The following is an 18,344-nucleotide window of genomic DNA, read 5'->3' as shown; positions in this document are numbered from 1 at the left end:
GGGATCAGCATGGCCGGCTTCAAGACACTGGACGACATCGGCAATATCAGCGGCAAGCGTGTGCTGGTCCGTGTCGACCTCAACGTTCCCGTCACCGAGGGCAAGGTCACCGACGCCACCCGCATCGAGCGCATTGCGCCGACCATCGCCGAGCTCTCCGGCAAGGGCGCCAAGGTCATCCTGCTTGCCCATTTCGGCCGCCCCAAGGATGGACCGGCGGCGGAATTCTCGCTCGAGCCGATCGCCAAGGCGACGGCGGACGTGCTCGGCCGTCCGGTTGGCTTTGCCTCCGACTGCATCGGTGACAAGGCGGCAAATGCCGTTGCTGCCATGAATAACGGCGACGTGCTGCTGCTCGAGAACACCCGCTTCTACAAAGCTGAGGAGAAGAACGACCCGACCTTCACCGAAAAGCTCGCCGCCAACGGCGACATTTTCGTCAACGACGCCTTCTCCGCTGCGCACCGCGCCCATTCGTCCACGGAAGGCCTGGCGAATGTGCTGCCGGCGTTCGCCGGGCGCACCATGCAGGCCGAGCTCGATGCGCTGGAAAAGGGTCTCGGCAATCCTGTCCGTCCGGTTGTCGCCATCGTCGGCGGGGCCAAGGTCTCGACCAAGATCGACCTGTTGATGAACCTGGTGAAGAAGGTCGACGCGCTGGTCATCGGCGGCGGCATGGCCAATACGTTTCTAGCGGCGCGCGGCACCGACGTCGGGAAATCCTTGTGCGAGCATGATCTCGCGACCACCGCCAAGCAGATCATGATCGAGGCAGCCGAGGCCGGCTGCGCCATCATCCTGCCCGCCGACGGCGTTGTCGCCAGGGAGTTCAGGGCCGGCGCCGCCAACGAGACCGTCGCCATAGCAGACGTGCCGGCCGACGGCATGATCCTCGATGTCGGCGCGAAAACCGTGAAAACCATTGCCGAATGGATCGACCGCGCCGCGACGTTGGTCTGGAACGGGCCGCTCGGCGCCTTCGAGATCGAGCCGTTCGACCATGCAACGGTGGCGACGGCCAGGCACGCGGCAGCGCGCACCAGGGCCGGCAGACTGGTCTCGGTCGCCGGCGGCGGCGATACGGTGGCGGCGCTCAATCATGCCGGCGTCAGCGATGATTTCACCTATGTCTCGACGGCCGGCGGCGCTTTCCTCGAATGGATGGAAGGCAAGCCGTTGCCCGGCGTCGACGTCTTGAAGCGCTGAGATCGGCCGCAAGAGCAGCGCGAAGGAGTGCGCCCGCGACTTTCAATCGATTCGCGCTTACCCGGCGAAATGGTTCGACTTGAACCTGCGTTGCTCTGGTGGTCTGCTGGGCGCGGATCAATTCTTTCAGGAGAAGCACGATGAGCGAACGTCTCGAGGACATTGCCGCCGCGATGGTGGCCAATGGCAAGGGCCTGCTGGCTGCCGACGAGAGCTCCGGCACCATCAAGAAGCGCTTCGACGTCATCGGCGTCGAGTCGACCGCCGACAGCCGCCGCGACTATCGCGAGATGATGTTCCGCGCCAGCGATGCAATGACCAAGTACATTTCCGGCGTCATCCTCTACGACGAGACCATTCACCAGAAGGCCGCCGACGGCACACGGCTGGTCGACATCATCAAGGCATCAGGCGCTATCCCCGGTATCAAGGTCGATGCCGGCGCCAAGCCGCTGGCCGGCTTTCCCGGCGACACCATCACCGAAGGCCTGGACGGCCTGCGCGAACGCCTTGCCGACTATTACAAGCTCGGCGCCCGCTTCGCCAAATGGCGCGCGGTGATCGACATCGATGTTGCCAAGGGCGTGCCTTCCGCCACGTCGATCGGCTCGAATGCCCATGCGCTCGCCCGTTACGCCGCGCTTTGCCAGGAGGCCGGCATCGTGCCGATCGTCGAGCCGGAGGTGCTGATGGACGGCGCCCACGACATCGACACCTGCTACGAGATCAGCAAGGCGACGCTGACAAAGTTGTACACCGAGCTCTATGCGGCTCGCGTCGTCCTCGAAGGCACCATCCTGAAGCCGAACATGGTGCTGGCCGGCAAGAAATCAGGCAAGGTCAGCAGCCCCGACGAAGTTGCCGAAAAGACGATAAAACTGTTCCGCGAGACGGTGCCGGCCGCTATTGGAGGCATTGCCTTCCTGTCGGGCGGACAATCTGACGAGGAGGCGACCGCCAACCTCAATGCCATCAACGCCATCGGGCCGCATCCGTGGAAGCTGACCTTCTCCTACGGCCGCGCCTTGCAGGCCGCTCCGCAGAAGGCCTGGGGCGGCAAGGCGGCGAACGTCGCCGCCGCGCAGGCCGCCTTCGCCCATCGCGCCCACATGAACCATCTGGCAGCGCTTGGACAATGGCAGCCGACGCTTGAGCAAGCCGCCTGACGGAATTCAGGTTGCGTTCCCTCCGACCCGGGCCATGTGCCCGGGTTTGTTTGAAAGCAGCAAGGTCTGCAATTTCCTGCTACTGAAAATGCAGCTCTGTGTCGGCATTCCTCGCTGCCGATCGTCCTCCGTGAAAAGAGGAGCAGACCTATGCCAAACAACAAGACCGTGTCGCAGGAAGACTGGTTTCAGGCGCACAAGGCGCATCTGGCGCGCGAAAAGGAATTGACGCGTTTTCGCGACCGCATCGCTGCCGAACGCCGCGAATTGCCGTGGCTGAAGATCCGCAAGGACTATGTCTTCGAGACCGAGCAAGGGCCAAAGAAACTGCCCGACCTGTTCGGCGGCAACAGCCAGCTGATCGTCTACCATTTCATGTTCGGGCCGGGCGCCGATTATCGTTGCGAGGGCTGCTCGTTCCTTGCCGACCACATCGACGGTGCCAACCAGCATCTCAGGCACCACGACGTCTCGCTCGTGGTGGTGGCGCGGGCGCCGCTGGCCGAGCTTCTGCCCTACAAGCAGCGCATGGGCTGGAAATTCGACTGGGTGTCGTCGTACGCTTCGGACTTCAACTTCGACATGCAGGTGTCATTCACCGACAAGCAGATCGCGGCCGGCGACACGACCTACAATTTCGAGCGGCGCGCGCGGCAATCGAAGGATCTTCCCGGCACCAGCGTGTTCTATCGCGACGAGAAAGGCGACATCTTCCTGACCTTCGTCTCGCGCTCCCGAGGCGGCGATCCGCTGATCGGCGCCTATCACTATCTCGACCTGACGCCGAAGGGTCGCAACGAAACCGGTCCCCACCATAGCCTGGTGGACTGGGTGCGGCTGCACGACGAATATGCGGATACGCCCGAGATGCAGGACAGCTGCTGCCATTGACGACGGGCGGTCACCCAAGGTCTTTCGCCTTCGGCCCGACATGCGCTAAGTGCTGTTCGCTTTGCCCTAAAAGGGACTTGTCATGCGGCGCTTTCCGACCCTTCTCACCTGGCTCGCCTTTCCGGTCTATGTCTGGCAAGGACTTGGCGTGCGTCGCCGCACCGCCCGCATGCTGCCGGCACAAGGTCCGGTCATGCACGAGATATCTGGCCTGGCGCCAGCAATCTCGGTTCTGGTGCTTGGCGATTCCTCCGCCGCCTCGGTAGGGATCGGCAATTCCGAAAACGGATTGGCCGCGCAACTGGCAGTTCTGATTGCGCAACGCACCGGCCGCACCGTGCGCTGGCGGGCGGCCGGCTTCAACTCGGCAACCTCTGGCCAGATCCGCGATCATGTGCTGCCCAATCTATCGGCCGATCCGTGGACGCATATCGTGCTGGCCATCGGTACCAACGACACCAAGAATTTTCATTCGGTACCGCGCTTCAAGCGCGAGTTTGGCGGCCTGCTCTACGCGCTGCGCGCCAAATGGCCTGAGGCTCGCGTGGTGTGGTCGCCGGTGCTGGAGTTCACCCGGGCTCCGGCAATGCCGCCGTTGCTCGGCAAGATCCTCGAAATCCGCGCCGTCGAGGTGAACCGGATGGGCGAGCGCCTTTGCCTCGAACGCGGCGCCATACCGGCGCCCCGGCTGCCGATCACGGATGCCGATGCCGGCTTCGCATCGGATGGATTTCACGCTTCGGAAGCCGGCTACCGAGCCTGGGCGGAACATCTGGTCAGCCTGGTGCTCGCCAACGAACCGGGCGTCGCGTAGCGGGCCGCCCGCACTAAAGCGCGTCGCGTTCGATTGGCCTCATCCGACGCGCTTCAGGTTCTTGTTTTTATGCATGTCGTTGTCGCAAAACCGCTGCACATTTTTGCGCGACATGCATTACGTCCAGTGCCCGAGCACCGCCGTAATCGAAATCGCCGCCATCGCCAGCAGCGCCAGCTTCCAGAAATCGCTGCGCCGCTTCAGCCCGGGCCAGCCGAGCGGCTTGATGAGCTGGATGACCATCATGAGGATGATGACGAGCGCGAGAAGTTTCGACATGCAGCCTTTGATCAGCATCGCGGCTGGCTGTCAAAGCGGCTCCGGGATCGCCGGCTTCCACTGCGGCAGGCCTCTTTTCAGCACTGCCTTGTCACTTCGATGGATAAATCGGAACGCCGGTCATGAGAGCCGCACCCTCCTGACAGACTGCTGTCAGCAGGGGTGTGCGATAGTGCCTGCATCGAAAGAGAGGAGACCAGCCATGAACGGTATTACCATTCTGCGTAGCGTGCAGCACTATGTCGGCAAGATCCGGACGATCCGCAATGAGATCCGCACCCAGCGATTCATGAACACCCTGCCGGCGGACATCCGCAAGGATATTGGTTGGCCGGACATGTATGGCGACCGCCGCAATGGCGGCAATTGAGGCAAGCTTTCTGCGTGGCGTTTGGATGCGACCTGGCGACGAGCTGAAATGGGCATGCTGAAGCCTCCTGACAGTATGGTGTCAGGAGGCTCGTGCCATAGTGCGATGGCCGCCGGAGCCGGATGGCCGAGAGGACGATCGATGAAAAGCTGGAACGACAGGCTGAGCACGCCTGGCATCAACGGCATAAGACCGTCGCCACGCACCATCGGCGACGTCGTCGAAGGCCAGCCGATGCTGGTTCCTACAGCTCGCCAGGTTCATGCATTCATCCGCTCCATCCCCGAAGGCATGGACATGAATATCCGCGCTTTGCGCACCGCTCTCGCCATCGAGCACGGTGCCGAGATGACATGTCCGGTCACAATCGGCTATCATCTGCGCACCGTCGCCGAGGCCGCCAACGAGGATCTTGAGCGTGGTATGGCGCTGGGCGACGTTGCGCCGTTCTGGCGGGTGGTCGACGCAAGCACGCCGACAACGAGGAAACTGTCCTTCGGCGCGGCCTTCGTCGCCGCGCAGCGCAAGCGCGAAGGGCTGGAACGATAGACGCCGAGGGACCATACGATGCGCCGCGCCGACAGGCTCTTCCAGATCGTGCAGCATCTGCGTGGTGGTCGTCTGGTCACCGCCCAGAAGCTGGGCACGTGGCTCGAGGTTTCCGAGCGGACGATCTATCGCGACATCGCAGACCTGCAGTCGACCGGCGTGCCGATCGACGGCGAGGCCGGTGTCGGCTACATGATGAGGGAGGGTTTCGACCTTCCGCCGCTGATGTTCACGCGTGACGAGATCGTCGCGCTGGTCGCCGGCGCCCGCATGGTGCGCGCCTTTGGTGGCGCGGCCATGGCGCGAGCCGCCGACGAGGCGCTGGTCAAGATAGGCGCCGTGTTGCCCGACGCCGAAAAGGACCGCATCGCCCGTACCGAGATCCACACGCCGATGTGGGTGGTAAGCGATGCCGCCCGCGAAGCCATCGACCTGATCGAGCGGTCCATCGAGAAACGTCAGGTGCTGACCATCGACTATTCGGATGAGGCCGGCCGCAGCACCGCGCGCGACATCCGCCCGCTCGGCCTGTGGTTCTGGGGCAAGGTGTGGACCTTGGTCGCCTGGTGTGAGATGCGCGGCGATTTCCGCGCCTTCCGCATCGACCGCATCGCCTCGGTGGTCATCGCCGGCCGCACCTTCAAGCCGGAGCGCGGCAAGCAGCTCGCCGATTTCTATCGCGCGGTGGAGCGCAGCGAGGATTACGGCATGGCGCCGGACCGGGCAGCGCGAAGCTGACACGGAAGATCACAAAAAAAAGCCCGCTTGTAAGCGGGCTTTTTGTTTTGGATGCCAGACCTATTCCTCTTCGTCGGCGTCCTTGTCCTTCGACTTCAGCGCCGAAAGCTTGGCGAAGACGGCGTTGGCGTCAAGTTCGCGGTCCTCGTCCTTCGGCTTTTCGGGCGCCGGCACCAGCCGTTCGGTCAAGGCGGCCGGCAGCAGCGTATCGCCGACCGGCTGCGCCTGCTCGCGGCCGCGCGAGGCGCGGTTGATTTCCATATCGAGGTCGATCTGCGACGTCAGGCCGAGCGTCACCGGATCCATCGGCTGGAGATTCGCGGAGTTCCAGTGCTTTCTGTCGCGGATCTGGTCGATCGTCGACTTCGTTGTGCCGACAAGGCGGGCAATCTGCGCATCCTTGAGCTCGGGATGGTTGCGCACCAGCCAGAGGATGGCGTTGGGCCGGTCCTGGCGCTTCGACAGCGGCGTGTAGCGCGGACCCTTGCGTTTGGATTCCGGCACCCGCACCTTGGGATCGGAGAGCTTCAGCCGGTGGTTCGGGTCCTTCTCTGCGCGCGCGATCTCGTCGCGAGTGAGCTGGCCGGTCATGATCGGGTCCATGCCCTTGATACCTTGCGCCGACTCGCCGTCGGCGATCGCCTTGACCTCAAGCGGATGCAGTCCGCAGAACTGCGCGATCTGCTCGAAGGAAAGCGCTGTGTTGTCAACCAGCCAGACGGCGGTCGCCTTTGGCATCAGCAGCGTATTGGCCATTACAAAAATCCTTCTCGTTCGCCCGCGTTCCCGCGCGGGCGGTGGTTTAGAGCCACCAAAATGGGAAAATCGCGGTCTATATAACCGCTCGCTCGCCGTTTCGCAATGTTTTTGGCAGGCGCGCGTCAAGGACGGCACGGCAGCGCGACCAGCAGACCGCGAAGGGTCGGCAGATGACGCCATGCAGTCGAAAGCTTCAAAAAGACAAAGCCCGCCAGACCAAGGTCGGGCGGGCTCGGAACCGGCGACGGAAATCCGTCTGCTGCGGCTCTGGCTTCTAAAGCTTGATCCCGAACCGCGGCTCGGCGTTGCCGAAAAGCAGCGCCCGGTCTTCGAGCGGGATCGTGCTCGAGATCAAAGCCCTTTGCGGGCGACTCTCTCGATGTCGCCGCGGTTGATGCCGAGGTCGTTGAGCTGACGAGCATTCAGCCGGTTCAGTTCGCGCACGGTTTCGTTGTACATGCGCCAGTTACGGAAAGCGCGGATCGGGTTCATGATAGTCCTCCATCGTTTTGATGCCGCGTAAATAGGCATCGGCGATGAAAAATTGAACAGACGCTTTTGCATGGCCGCAATGCGTTTGTTGCATTGCACCATTAAGCTTTCGTTCAGCCTGTTTGCGGGCCGTCAGGCGACATCGAGCACAATCTTGCCGATGTGCTCACCCTCCTCCATCCGCTCATGCGCCCGCCACGCTTCCTTGAGCGGGAAGATCGTATCCATCACCGGCGCAACCTTGCGCGTGCCGAGCAGCGGCCAAACCTGCGCCTCCAGCGCAGCCGCAACTGCCGCCTTGAACTCCACGGTGCGTGGCCTGAGCAGCGATCCTGTGTGCACGAGCCGCTTGGCCATGATCTTGAAGAAATCGGCGCTCGCCACCGTCCCGCCCTGCGTCGCGATCTGGACGATGCGGCCTTCCATGGCTGCAGCCTCATAGTTTCGCGCCACATAGTCGCCGCCGACCATGTCGAGGATGACATTGGCACCCTTGCCGCCGGTTGCCTCCTTGACTGCGGCGACGAAGTCCTCCTCGCGGTAGTTGATCGCCCGGTCGGCGCCGAGCTTGAGGCAGGCGTCGCATTTCTCCTTGTTGCCGGCGGTGGTGACGACATAGGCGCCGAAAGCGGCAGCAAGCTGGATCGCGGTGGTGCCGATACCCGACGAGCCGCCATGCACGAGCAGGGTCTCGCCGCTCTTCAGGCCGCCGCGCTCGAAGACATTGTGCCAAACAGTGAAGTAGTTTTCCGGCAGCGCCGCCGCTTCGGTGTAGGTAAAGCCGGCGGGCAGCGGTAGCACGCTGCCGGCGTGCACTCTGACATATTCGGCATAGCCGCCGCCCGCCGTCAGCGCACAGACCCGGTCGCCGACGCGCCAGCGCGATATCTCGTCACCAAGGGCAGCGACTTCGCCTGCTGCTTCCAGGCCCGGCAGATCCGACGCTCCCGGCGGTGGCGGATAGGCGCCCTTGCGCTGTTGCACGTCCGGCCGGTTGACGCCGGCGGCCCGCACCCGGATCAGGATCTCGCCGGGACCGGGAACCGGTACGTCGCGGGTTTCCGGTTTCAGCACCCGCGGCCCGCCCGGTTCCGATATGGCGATCGCCATCATCTTCGCCGGAATTTTCTGTGCGTTCGCCATGAATTTTCCCGTCGTGCTCCGCCGGTTTCTCGTGCCAGCTCTTGCCCGCCATTTGCATCCATACCCTTGCCCTATGTATGCTCATTGGCAAATCAGGCAAATGGGCAATCACGGAGGAGCGACGATGGCGATCTTCGACGACGAACCCAAGAAGAAAGCGCGCCCGCACGAGATCGGGCAGGATCTGTCGCTGCTTTCCGTCGATGAATTGTCCGAACGGATCGGCATCCTGCGCGACGAGATCGCCCGGCTGGAAGCCGAGCTCAAGACCAAGGGCTCGACCAAGTCGGCGGCAGAGGCGCTGTTTCGCCGCGGGTAGTTACTGCGGGTAATTCCAAAAGCTCGGGCACGCCGCCGAAAAGCCCGAATGCCGCTGTCTCCAGACTTGTGCCCTAAACCCCAGCCGGATTGAAAAATGTTCGCAAGCTACAGACCGATCCTCTCGCTGCTGCGCGGCACCGCGTTCCTGTTGGCGGCATCCGGACTGCACGGTCTGCTGTTGCCGCTGCGCGGCCAGGTGGAGGGCTTCTCGACGGCATCGCTCGGCCTGATGGGCACGGCTTGGGCCGGCGGCTTCGTCACCGGCTGCTTCTTTGCGCCACGCATCGTGCGCCGCGCCGGTCATGTCAGGGCTTTCGGCGCCTTTGCCGCATCGGGAGCGATCGTCGCACTGCTCACCGGCCTGATCATCGACGAATATACCTGGATCCTGCTGCGCGCCTTCACCGGCTTCACCATGGCCGGCGCCTTCATGGTCATCGAAAGCTGGCTCAACGAGAAGGCCACCAACGAAAACCGCGGCACCGTCTTCGGCCTCTACATGATGGTCACCTATGCCTCGATCATGGGCGGTCAGATGATCGTTGCCGGCGGCGATGTGAGATCGGCGTCGCTGTTCATGATCACCGGCATTCTGTTCTGCCTGTCGCTGATCCCGACGGCGGTCTCGACGGCGTCTCACCCCAAGCCGCTGCAGGACGTGTCGCTTGACGTCAAGGGGCTCTACGTCAATTCGCCGGTGTCGGCGATCGCTTGCGTGCTGATCGGCATCGCCAACGGCGCCTGGGGTACACTTGGTGCCGTCTATGGAGCGCGCATCGGCATCTCGACAGCCGAGATCGCGCTGATGATGAGCCTCGTGGTCATCGCTGGTGCCGCCATGCAGCTTCCGGCCGGGCGGCTCTCCGACACGACGGACCGTCGTTTCGTGCTGGCGGGCGCGGCCTTCGGTGCTGCGCTGTTTGCCATCGCCATCTTCCTGTTCGAACCGCGCTCCGGCGTCTTCGTCATCGTCTGCACCGCCGCCTACGGCGCCTTCGCCTACACGCTCTATTCGATCGCGGTGGCGCATGCCAATGACCATGCGCGATCGGAGGACTTCGTCAAAGTGTCGGGCGGCCTGCTGCTGCTTTATGGCTTCGGCACGATGATCGGTCCGCTGGTGGCCGCCGGCCTGATGGGCTGGATGCGCCCTGAGGGGCTGTTCCTGGCCACTGCGCTCGCGCATCTCAGCCTGGCTGGCTATACGCTGCTGCGCATCAGCCGTCGCGCGCCGGTGCCGATCGAAGGCCGCGATGCCTTCAAGACCCAGCCCGCCGATCGCTCGGTGACGCCGGAAGCGTTGCGGCTCGACCCGCGCAGAAAAGCTGAAGCCGACAGTTGAGATTCGAGGCGCTTTGCCCCACAAATAAGGCATGATGCTTTCCGACGCCTTCATGGCGATTGCCGATCCCAACCGGCGCCATCTCTTGGAAGAGCTCCGGCGCGGACCGAAGACCGTCAACGAATTGGCATCCGGCTTGCCGGTGTCCCGCCCGGCCGTTTCGCAGCACCTGAAGGTGCTGCTTGATGCGGGGTTGGTCAACGCCAAGCCGGAAGGCACCAGGCGCGTCTATACGGTCAGCAATGCCGGCTTCCTGAAGCTCAACATCTGGCTTGACCAGTTCTGGGATGCGGAGCAGCTCGGTTCACCCGGAAGCTGAGGGGCATCGTCAGCGCGTCGAGCAACTATGCAGCATCGGGCCTAGAGCAATTCCAGGAAAAGTGTGAAACGGTTTTCCGTACGGAATTGCGCAAAAACAAAGAGATAGAGCGGTTCGGCGTTTCCGTGAAACGATGAACCACTCTAGCCATTGTTGTAGGGGAAGAGCTTGAAATACGGCTGCGCTTCCTCGATCACACGGGCAACCGAGGGGCGTTGCAGCAACCGGTCGTGATAGCGCCTGACCGCAGGATATTCGTCTCCGAACGGCTCGACCTTGTTGGCGTAGAACAGCGCGGGGGCGGCAGCGCAGTCGGCCATGGTGAAGCTCGCACCCACCGCCCATGTCCTCGACTGCATGTCCTGTTCAAAGATGGCGTAGGAGCTGCGCAGCTGGGCGCGGGCCTGCTCGACGCCGAACGGATCGGTCTTGCCCTCCGGCCGCAGCCGGTCGCCAACGATCTTCTGCATCGGTTCCTGGACGTAGAAGTCATAGAAGCGGTCGGCAAGCCGGGTCTGACGGGCGAGATCGAGATCGCCGGGGATCAGCTCGACCGGTCCGGGATAATACGCGTTGAGATATTCGATGACGATCGTCGATTCCGGCACGGTCCGGTCCAGCGCCTCATCGCGCAGCACCGGCATCTTGCCGGCCGGCCACAATTTCAGGAACGCCGCGCGCGACTGTTCGTTGCCGAGATCGACGACGACCGATGTGAATGGCGTGCCGTTCTCATAGAGCGCGATCAGCGGTTTCCAGCAGAAGGAGGCCAGCGGATGAAGATGCATCGTCAGGGACATTTTTGCTCCTATCTTTGGTGCTTCGTCTCGCGGGCATCCGGTGTCAAGGTTCGGCCCGCTGCTACGTGGCCCGGCTGTGGGCGACGATCGCATCGATGATCGCGGCCCAATCGTCGGGATGCAGCTCGTGGCCGCCGCCCTCGATCCGGACCAGTCTTGCACCGGCGACCGCGTCGGCAAGAGCGGCGCCATGCTCGGCTGGAAAGATCGGATCGTCGGTGCCGTGGATAACGAGGAGCGGAATCTTCATCTCGTGCAGCCGCCCCGTCCAGTCCTCGCCGCTCCGATCTTCGCCGCCCTTGAGCATGAAGTGATTGGTCGCGCTGAGAAAGCCGCCGGACCGGTCGTAGTCCTGTTCCACGAACGCTCTCGTCCGCGCCTCATCGAACGGATGCGCGGTGCCGGCGAGCGCACGCGCGTTTTTGACCATGAAATCGACCGCTTGGCCACGGTCAGACCAGTCGACCTTGGCGCCTTCGGCCGAATGTTTCCTATAGGCCTCGGTGGTTCCGGGCAAATGCGACGTATCGATGCCCAGGGGCGAGCTGCTGATCACCGTCAGCGAATTGACACGCGGCGGGTATTTCAACGCAACGAGCTGCGCAATCATACCGCCCATCGACATGCCGACCACGTGCGCCTTTCGGATTCCCTGGTCGTCAAGGACGCGGACGGCATCGTCCACCATGTCGTCGAATGTATAAGGCGGCTCGCCCGGCGCGTATTTGGTCGAACGGCCGGTATCGCGATTGTCATAGCGGATCACGAAGCGACCCTCGCCGGCCAGCTTCCGGCAAAACGCTTCGGGCCACCAAAGCATGGAAGCCATCGCGCCCATGATCAACAACACCGCCGGATGGGCCGGATCGCCGAACGTCTGGGATACGATTTCGGGGTGTTCGGCGTTTCTCATGACTTTCCTCCTTGGGCTGCAAATCCGATTGCAAGTTGCAATCAGTTGCACGATATTAAAACCGATACGATAGTGCAACCGGTTTTTGGAGATTCGCATGAACATCGATCGTCGGTCCGGATGCCCCATCAACCTGTCGCTCGAAGTGTTCGGTGACCGGTGGAGCCTGATCATCCTTCGCGACATCATCTTCGGCGGCAGACGCCACTTTCGCGAACTGCTCAACGGCTCGATGGAGGGCATCGCCTCCAACATCCTCGCCGACCGGCTGAAGCGGCTGATGGAGCTCGGCATGCTGACCAAGGCGGACGATCCCTCCCACAAGCAAAAGGCGATCTACAGCCTGACCGAAATGGCGATTACGCTGGTGCCGATCCTGGCGCATCTCGGCGCCTGGGGCCGCGTCTGGCTGCCGGTCAGCGAAGAGCTCTCTATCCGTGCCGAGCTTCTGGAAAAAGGCGGCCCGCCGATGTGGGATAAGTTCATGAACGAGTTGCGCCACGAGCATCTGGGTGCGTCTCCCGCCCCATCTGGACCCACCGTCCGCGCGACTTTGCAGGCCGGATACGATGCGGTAGTCGCCCGCAAGGCGGAGCGAGTCGGCTGCGATCCGGCGCCATGACCAACTTATTTTCCCAATTGCGGGCTGGCTCTGCTATCAAGGGACTGAAGATAATTTACGGATTGGATAACGCTCTTGGTCGAGAACTCTAAGGACACTGCCCGTGCGCGGGCCGATTTGCGTTTCAAGAAACAGGAAGAGGCAGCCACGGTTCGCCAGAAGGCGATGGCGGAATATGTCGCCGAGAGCGACGCTCGCCAAGCCAAGACCAACAAGCTGCGGGCGCTGCGCCTCGCCAAGGAAGCGGAAGACCTGGCCAATGCGCCTCCGGCCCCGGTGAAGAAGCCTCGCGCCAAGAAGAAATAGGCCGGCGCTCCCAGAATGCATGCTTCCTTTCGCACGCGAAACAGTTCACTCGGAGTCTGTTCTGCCGGTTGATAACTGGCGCGTTTAGGAGACGGCCATGACCGCACTGACGCTCGACAAAGCCCTTGAAATCATCGCCGCCGCCTTTGCCAAGGGTGCCGAGCTCAAGCTCAGGCCGCTTGGCGTCTCGGTGCTCGACGCCGGCGCCCATCTGGTCGCGTTCCAGCGTCAGGACGGCGCCTCTTTCCTGCGTCCGCAAATGTCGGCCGGCAAGGCCTATGGCGCGCTCGCTATCGGCATGGGCTCGCGCCGGGTGGAAGCTTTCGCCAAGGAGCGCCCGCATCTGATCGCCGGCGTCTCCGACGTGTCGGGCGGGCGCGTCCTGCCGGTCGTCGGCGGCGTGCTGATCCGCGACAACGCCGGCACGATCATCGGCGCCATCGGTATTTCCGGCGACACGTCCGACAATGATGAAACGGCAGCCATCGCCGGCGTCGAGGCGGCTGGCTTCACCGCTGACCCGGGCTGAGTCGGGATCCTTAACTCATATTGATGTCGCGGGTGGCCGACCGCATCGACACCGAAAAGCCGGCCAGCACGTCGATCAGCGCTATGACCATCAGTGTGAAGAAAACGGAATGGGCGGCGCCCTTCACCAGCAGGAACTCGACCAGATAGGCCACAAAGACGAAGGTCGACAAAAGATGGTCCATGATCGAGGCATTTGTCGTGCGCGTCGACTTCACCACTTCGACGAACAAGAAGATCAGTGCGATCAGCACGATGAGGTCGCCGAGGGTCATCGAGAACACGCCACCCGACATCATCCGGACCGAAAACATTTCGGTGGCCCACGGATCGTCGCCGCTGCCGAATATTCCCAGAAGCCCGAGATTGTAGAGGATGAAAGGCACGATCAGCAGCGGGATGGCACCGAACATGTGGCGGCTCCGGTTGGACTGATCTTTGTAGAGTGCGCCCGGCGTTCGCCGTCAAGAATTTTCGTGCGGCCGATAAACACGGACAAAGACGGCGTGAAACAACAATGTCAGGCCCGGCTGATATGATCAGTTGTCGCAAACGCAAAAAGACCGGCCAATGGCCGGTCGTTTCGCAACCCATAAACCGTCGAAAGCTCTCTCAGCTTTCCTTCGGCTCCAGAACCTGGCGACCGCGATACATGCCGGTCTTCAGGTCGATATGGTGCGGACGGCGCATCTCGCCGGAGTTCTTGTCCTCGACATAGGTCGGGGCCTTCAGTGCGTCGGCAGAACGGCGCATGCCGCGCTTCGACGGAGAGGTTTTTCGTTTCGGAACGGCCATGGATATGCTCCACTACATGGTCAAAACGCCCCGGCGGCCCTCGTGAAAGGGCCACATCAGGGGCCGGAATCTGAGAAAGTCGGGTGCCTATACACGCCCGACGGCGTTTTGGCCAGCGTCGCCGTGTTTTTTTTTGACACTATCGCAGGCAACCGACATAGGCGCCGGCGCGGCCGGCGCGCCGTTCGATCAACGCGGCAAGCCGCCTCAGTCCCGGCCCGGGCTTCGCCGGATTGCGCACGATCGGATTCGGCAAGGTGACGGCAAGCAGCGCTGCCTGCCGGCGCGACAGCTGTTTTGCCGAGACGCCGAAATGATGCTGGGCGGCGGCCTCGATGCCGTAGATGCCCGGTCCCCATTCGGCGATGTTGAGGTAGATCTCCATGATCCGCCGTTTCGACAGCACCGCATCGAAATAGACGGCCAGCGGCAGTTCCACGACCTTACGGACCGAGCCCAACGGCCGCGACCATAGATAAAGATTCTTTACCGTCTGCATGGTGATGGTCGAGGCGCCACGTGTCATCTCGCCGGCGAGCGCATCGTCGACGACGCCGCGCAACTCGCCCAGATCGACGCCGCGATGGAAACAGAACTGCCCGTCCTCCGACATGATGACCGAATATGCCAGCACCGGCGCGACATCGTCGATGGAAACCCAGCGCCGATCGTAGCCAGAAAACGTCGCCAGGTCCTTCAGCATCAATGTCGACACCGGATGCACGAATGTCGGCAGGTACAGGAAGGTCAGCACCACCGGCACCAGCGCCAGCACGACCGCGACGGCGATGCCGCGCCGGACCCAGCGTTGAAGACCGATGCGGCTGCCGCGTCTCGGTCTCGCCATGTCCAACCCTTCGGTTTCGTGATCGACGATCGGTTCCGCCAAGCCACCCAGTCCGCGCTACTCCCTGCCCCCGGCATAATGGCGCTTGGCTTCTTGCGCAACGTCTGAGTGTCGGCTACCGCTCCCGACCATGACGAAAGACGACCAAATGGCGTTCGAAGCTGCACTTATTGCCCGGGCAGTTCCGCTCGAGGCGCTGCTGAGGCGGTTGCTCGACGGACGGACGCTTTCGGGCGAGGTCGCGCGGCCCGAACGCCTGATGGCGGCAATGCGACATGGCGTGCTGAACGGCGGCAAACGACTGCGTCCCTTCCTGGTCATGGAAAGTGCTGCACTGTTTTCAGCCGACGGCGAGGCGGCGCTGCGCGTCGCGGCGGCGCTCGAATGCGTGCACTGCTATTCGCTCATCCATGACGATCTGCCGGCCATGGACGACGACGATTTGCGCCGCGGCCAGCCGACCGTGCACAGGGCTTTCGATGAGGCGACCGCCATTCTTGCGGGCGACGCCTTGCTGACACTTGCCTTCGACATCCTTGCCGACGAGGCGACACTGCTGCCGGCCGAGCGCAGGGCAACGCTGGTGCTGGCACTGGCCCGCGCCGCCGGGGCGGGAAGCATGGTCGGCGGCCAGATGCTCGATCTCGAAGCCGAACAAAGCCGGCCGGACGAGGCCGGTATCATCCGGCTTCAGGCGATGAAAACCGGTGCGCTGATCCGCTTTGCCTGCGAAGCGGGCGCTATCCTTGCCGGCGCGCCGTCGGGCGACCGCGAAAGGCTGGCCGAGTTCGGCTCGGCGATCGGGCTTGCCTTTCAGCTTGCCGACGATCTGCTCGACCTGACCGCCGACGCGCATCAGATGGGCAAGGCAACCGGCAAGGATGCCGCGGCCGGCAAGGCGACGCTGGTCGCGCTGCACGGACCGGACTGGGCGCGGGGCCAGCTCCATGGCCTCGTTGACCAGGCTCATGCGTTGCTCGAACCTTTTGGCGAGCAAGCTGCGCTTCTGAAACAAGCGGCGCAGTTCGTAGCGGCCCGCAACAATTAAGCGCGCCCCTATGGCGCGCCGGAGAATTGGCGACTGATCGGCCGGACGCCCTCGCAACCGGCCGATCGGGATCATTTCCGGCGATGTCGGACCACATGGACCCGCCACACCAGTTGCCGAGCCATTCTTCAGCCTCGCGGCAGGGTTCCGCGGCTCGGGTGGACAGCGGTCAGCCTTCGCCAGTCGTCTTTTCCACCACGGGCTGCGGAACCGGTTCCATCTCGGCCGCCTCGACCGCCTGCGCCTCGGCCGGCTTGCGCCGGTTGCGGATGAAGGCGGCGATGCGGTCGCGGATTTCGCCGGCGCTGAGGAACACCGGAACGCGCGCCACCGGCGCGGTCGGCTCAAAGGACAGGCCAAGGCCGGTGATCCTGCCCTTGTCGTCGACGTCGCGGACGATCAGCTCGATCGGACCGAGCAGCACGCGGTCGGCGTATTCGGCGTGGCCGCCGAGCCGGGTAGTGACCAGGTCGCCAATGCTGAGCTTGCGTTCCGCTTCGGTCAGGCCCGGCGCGTAGGCGGTCTCCAGTTCCTCGGCGGGGCGTGACGGATCGACGGCGAAGGCCCCGAAGAAATCCGCGTCCTCGGGATCGACCACGGCACGGCTGGCGAACAGCTTGTCGAGCAGGCGCGGATAGCGGTCCGGCACGAAGATGTAGACATGGTCGCCGGCCGCGAGCCGACCCATATCCTGGAAGCGCATCGAGCGTCCGTCGCGCAGCACCAGCGACGGCCGCGCCCAGCGCGGAATGCGTTCGCCGCGCGCCACCGGGCTGCCAGGTGCCACGCGGTAGGCGAGAAGCTCATGATGGGCGGAGCCCGGCAGTTCCAATTCGACCTTGTCGAGCGGTCCCAGGCGGGCCGGCACGATAAGGCCGAGACGGCGCGCCAGCGGCCCGACGGTCCATCCCTGGATGATCAGCGAGACCAGCACGATGATGAAGGCAGTGTTGAAGATGAGGCGGCCGTTCTCAAGACCGCCGAGCAGCGGCGTGATGGCAAGCAGGATCGACACGGCACCACGCAGGCCAACCCACGAGACGAAGGCGACTTCCGGGCGTGGCAGACGGAACGGCACCAGGCAGAGCCAGACGGCGATTGGCCGTGCCACAAATACCAGGAACAGGCCGAGCAGCACTGCCGGCACCAGGATCGCCGGAAATTGCGAAGGCGTCGCGAACAGGCCGAGGATCAGGAACATGATGATCTGCGCCAGCCACGACATGCCGTCCTGGAAGCGCTTGAGGATGGTGACGGCCCGGATATCGGAATTGCCGGCAATCAGGCCTGCGAGATAGACCGCCAGGAAGCCGGAGCCGCCGACGGCACCGGCGGCAGCGAACACCATAAGCGATAGCGTCAGCACGAAGATCGGCAGTAGGCCGTGATCGAGATTGAGGCGATCGACAAGGCGCACGATGGCCATGCCGCCGAGAATGCCGATGACCGCGCCGAGCCCCATGTTGACGAGGAAGCCGACGGCAAGATCGGTGACCAGCACCTTGGCCTCGGGGTGGGTATTGGCGGCGATGACCTCGACCAGCGTGATGGTCAGGAAGATGGCGATCGGGTCATTTGTGCCGGATTCCACCTCGAGCGTGGACCGCACGCGCTCGCGCAAATTGATCTCGCCGGCGCGCAGCAGGAAGAACACCGCCGCGGCGTCGGTCGAGGCGACGGCGGCACCGAGCAGGAAGGATTCCAGCCAGGTCAGGTCTAGCAGATAATAGGCGGCGGCGCCGAAGAGCCCGGTGGTCAAAAGGACGCCGAATGTGGCCAGCGACAGCGCCGGCCCGGCGGCCTGCCGCAAGGCGTTGAGCGGCGTGCCGAAGCCGGAATCGAAAAGGATGACCGCCAGCGCCAATGAGCCGGCAAAATAAGCAACTCGGGCATTGTCGAAATGGATGCCGAGACCGTCGGTTCCGGTGGCGAGGCCGATGCAGAGAAACAGCAGCAGGAGAGGGGCGCCGAAACGGAAGGCGATCAGGCTTGAAAACGCGGCGGCAACGACAAGTGCTGCGCCAACGAGCGTCACAAGATAGATACCATGCTCCATTCGTTGGTCGCCCCTAGTCGATATGCTCCGGCATCACGGG

Annotated in this window: 24 protein-coding genes; 14 read left to right on the top strand and 10 right to left on the bottom strand. The window is 63.3% G+C overall.

What is annotated here, in order from left to right:
- Window positions 1-9: 9 nt before the first annotated feature.
- The 4 genes from NKJ28_RS04040 (at window position 10) to NKJ28_RS04025 (ending at window position 4,077) form a co-directional block, all read left to right on the top strand.
- Window positions 10-1,206 carry a phosphoglycerate kinase gene (locus NKJ28_RS04040; RefSeq protein ID WP_352634159.1) on the top strand — a complete coding sequence of 399 codons (1,197 nt, stop codon included), beginning with the start codon at window positions 10-12 and terminating at the stop codon, window positions 1,204-1,206.
- A gap of 140 nt (window positions 1,207-1,346) precedes the next feature.
- Window positions 1,347-2,372 (top strand): class I fructose-bisphosphate aldolase, encoded by a 1,026-nt coding sequence (locus NKJ28_RS04035; protein WP_352634157.1) that lies wholly within the window; start codon window positions 1,347-1,349, stop codon window positions 2,370-2,372.
- 150 nt (window positions 2,373-2,522) lie between these two features.
- The gene (locus NKJ28_RS04030) at window positions 2,523-3,263 is read left to right on the top strand and encodes a DUF899 domain-containing protein (RefSeq protein ID WP_352634155.1); all 741 of its coding nucleotides are present in this window, start codon (window positions 2,523-2,525) and stop codon (window positions 3,261-3,263) included.
- A gap of 82 nt (window positions 3,264-3,345) precedes the next feature.
- Complete coding sequence (locus NKJ28_RS04025; protein ID WP_352634153.1) at window positions 3,346-4,077, top strand: SGNH/GDSL hydrolase family protein; 732 nt, start codon at window positions 3,346-3,348, stop codon at window positions 4,075-4,077.
- A gap of 117 nt (window positions 4,078-4,194) precedes the next feature.
- Here NKJ28_RS04025 and NKJ28_RS04020 read toward each other — a convergent pair whose 3' ends face one another.
- A complete protein-coding gene (locus NKJ28_RS04020; protein WP_352454847.1) occupies window positions 4,195-4,356 on the bottom strand; it encodes a hypothetical protein in 162 nt (53 codons plus the stop codon).
- A gap of 202 nt (window positions 4,357-4,558) precedes the next feature.
- Between NKJ28_RS04020 and NKJ28_RS04015 the strand changes: the two genes are divergently transcribed.
- The 3 genes from NKJ28_RS04015 (at window position 4,559) to NKJ28_RS04005 (ending at window position 6,013) form a co-directional block, all read left to right on the top strand.
- A complete protein-coding gene (locus tag NKJ28_RS04015) occupies window positions 4,559-4,726 on the top strand; it encodes a hypothetical protein (protein ID WP_023678489.1) in 168 nt (55 codons plus the stop codon).
- A 141-nt stretch (window positions 4,727-4,867) separates the two neighbouring features.
- Window positions 4,868-5,275: a hypothetical protein gene (locus tag NKJ28_RS04010; protein ID WP_352574803.1), complete on the top strand. Its 408-nt coding sequence runs from the start codon at window positions 4,868-4,870 to the stop codon at window positions 5,273-5,275.
- A gap of 18 nt (window positions 5,276-5,293) precedes the next feature.
- Complete coding sequence (locus NKJ28_RS04005) at window positions 5,294-6,013, top strand: helix-turn-helix transcriptional regulator (protein ID WP_023678491.1); 720 nt, start codon at window positions 5,294-5,296, stop codon at window positions 6,011-6,013.
- Between the two features lie 60 nt (window positions 6,014-6,073).
- Here NKJ28_RS04005 and NKJ28_RS04000 read toward each other — a convergent pair whose 3' ends face one another.
- From NKJ28_RS04000 to NKJ28_RS03990, 3 genes are all read right to left on the bottom strand, one after another.
- Window positions 6,074-6,769, bottom strand: coding sequence for a DUF1013 domain-containing protein (locus NKJ28_RS04000; protein WP_292655650.1), 696 nt, complete (start codon window positions 6,767-6,769; stop codon window positions 6,074-6,076).
- Window positions 6,770-7,123: 354 nt separating this feature from the next.
- Complete coding sequence (locus NKJ28_RS03995) at window positions 7,124-7,264, bottom strand: DUF1127 domain-containing protein (protein WP_352621537.1); 141 nt, start codon at window positions 7,262-7,264, stop codon at window positions 7,124-7,126.
- 132 nt (window positions 7,265-7,396) lie between these two features.
- Complete coding sequence (locus NKJ28_RS03990) at window positions 7,397-8,407, bottom strand: NAD(P)H-quinone oxidoreductase (RefSeq protein ID WP_036238914.1); 1,011 nt, start codon at window positions 8,405-8,407, stop codon at window positions 7,397-7,399.
- Between the two features lie 124 nt (window positions 8,408-8,531).
- Between NKJ28_RS03990 and NKJ28_RS03985 the strand changes: the two genes are divergently transcribed.
- The 3 genes from NKJ28_RS03985 (at window position 8,532) to NKJ28_RS03975 (ending at window position 10,389) form a co-directional block, all read left to right on the top strand.
- Window positions 8,532-8,726: a DUF1192 domain-containing protein gene (locus NKJ28_RS03985; RefSeq protein WP_023678495.1), complete on the top strand. Its 195-nt coding sequence runs from the start codon at window positions 8,532-8,534 to the stop codon at window positions 8,724-8,726.
- A 96-nt stretch (window positions 8,727-8,822) separates the two neighbouring features.
- The gene (locus tag NKJ28_RS03980; RefSeq protein ID WP_023678496.1) at window positions 8,823-10,070 is read left to right on the top strand and encodes an MFS transporter; all 1,248 of its coding nucleotides are present in this window, start codon (window positions 8,823-8,825) and stop codon (window positions 10,068-10,070) included.
- 31 nt (window positions 10,071-10,101) lie between these two features.
- On the top strand, window positions 10,102-10,389 hold the full coding sequence (locus NKJ28_RS03975) for an ArsR/SmtB family transcription factor (protein ID WP_023678497.1): 288 nt from the start codon (window positions 10,102-10,104) through the stop codon (window positions 10,387-10,389).
- Between the two features lie 143 nt (window positions 10,390-10,532).
- Here the strand turns inward: NKJ28_RS03975 and NKJ28_RS03970 are convergent, their stop codons facing one another.
- Entirely contained in the window at window positions 10,533-11,189 is a 657-nt protein-coding gene (locus NKJ28_RS03970; RefSeq protein WP_352634149.1) for a glutathione S-transferase family protein, read from the bottom strand.
- A gap of 61 nt (window positions 11,190-11,250) precedes the next feature.
- Window positions 11,251-12,102: an alpha/beta fold hydrolase gene (locus NKJ28_RS03965; protein WP_352571983.1), complete on the bottom strand. Its 852-nt coding sequence runs from the start codon at window positions 12,100-12,102 to the stop codon at window positions 11,251-11,253.
- A 97-nt stretch (window positions 12,103-12,199) separates the two neighbouring features.
- On the opposite strand from NKJ28_RS03965, the gene NKJ28_RS03960 reads away from it, so the two are divergent.
- The 3 genes from NKJ28_RS03960 (at window position 12,200) to NKJ28_RS03950 (ending at window position 13,559) form a co-directional block, all read left to right on the top strand.
- The gene (locus NKJ28_RS03960) at window positions 12,200-12,724 is read left to right on the top strand and encodes a winged helix-turn-helix transcriptional regulator (protein ID WP_352451127.1); all 525 of its coding nucleotides are present in this window, start codon (window positions 12,200-12,202) and stop codon (window positions 12,722-12,724) included.
- 75 nt (window positions 12,725-12,799) lie between these two features.
- A complete protein-coding gene (locus NKJ28_RS03955) occupies window positions 12,800-13,030 on the top strand; it encodes a hypothetical protein (protein ID WP_023678501.1) in 231 nt (76 codons plus the stop codon).
- A gap of 97 nt (window positions 13,031-13,127) precedes the next feature.
- Window positions 13,128-13,559, top strand: coding sequence for a GlcG/HbpS family heme-binding protein (locus NKJ28_RS03950; protein WP_023678502.1), 432 nt, complete (start codon window positions 13,128-13,130; stop codon window positions 13,557-13,559).
- Window positions 13,560-13,569: 10 nt separating this feature from the next.
- Here NKJ28_RS03950 and NKJ28_RS03945 read toward each other — a convergent pair whose 3' ends face one another.
- The 3 genes from NKJ28_RS03945 to NKJ28_RS03935 form a co-directional block, all read right to left on the bottom strand.
- The gene (locus NKJ28_RS03945; protein WP_023678503.1) at window positions 13,570-13,971 is read right to left on the bottom strand and encodes a hypothetical protein; all 402 of its coding nucleotides are present in this window, start codon (window positions 13,969-13,971) and stop codon (window positions 13,570-13,572) included.
- 199 nt (window positions 13,972-14,170) lie between these two features.
- Entirely contained in the window at window positions 14,171-14,353 is a 183-nt protein-coding gene (rpmF, locus tag NKJ28_RS03940; RefSeq protein WP_006203806.1) for a 50S ribosomal protein L32, read from the bottom strand.
- Between the two features lie 139 nt (window positions 14,354-14,492).
- Entirely contained in the window at window positions 14,493-15,251 is a 759-nt protein-coding gene (locus NKJ28_RS03935; RefSeq protein WP_031212144.1) for a biosynthetic peptidoglycan transglycosylase, read from the bottom strand.
- Window positions 15,252-15,330: 79 nt separating this feature from the next.
- Here NKJ28_RS03935 and NKJ28_RS03930 point away from each other — a divergent pair, with 79 nt between their 5' ends.
- Window positions 15,331-16,248, top strand: coding sequence for a polyprenyl synthetase family protein (locus NKJ28_RS03930; RefSeq protein ID WP_023678505.1), 918 nt, complete (start codon window positions 15,331-15,333; stop codon window positions 16,246-16,248).
- Between the two features lie 169 nt (window positions 16,249-16,417).
- Here NKJ28_RS03930 and NKJ28_RS03925 read toward each other — a convergent pair whose 3' ends face one another.
- Entirely contained in the window at window positions 16,418-18,304 is a 1,887-nt protein-coding gene (locus NKJ28_RS03925; protein ID WP_023678506.1) for a potassium/proton antiporter, read from the bottom strand.
- Window positions 18,305-18,344 lie beyond the last annotated feature (40 nt).

It is taken from the genome of Mesorhizobium sp. M0145, assembly GCF_040322355.1.
GTDB lineage: Bacteria > Pseudomonadota > Alphaproteobacteria > Rhizobiales > Rhizobiaceae > Mesorhizobium.
This window is presented reverse-complemented; position numbering and strand designations above follow the sequence as displayed.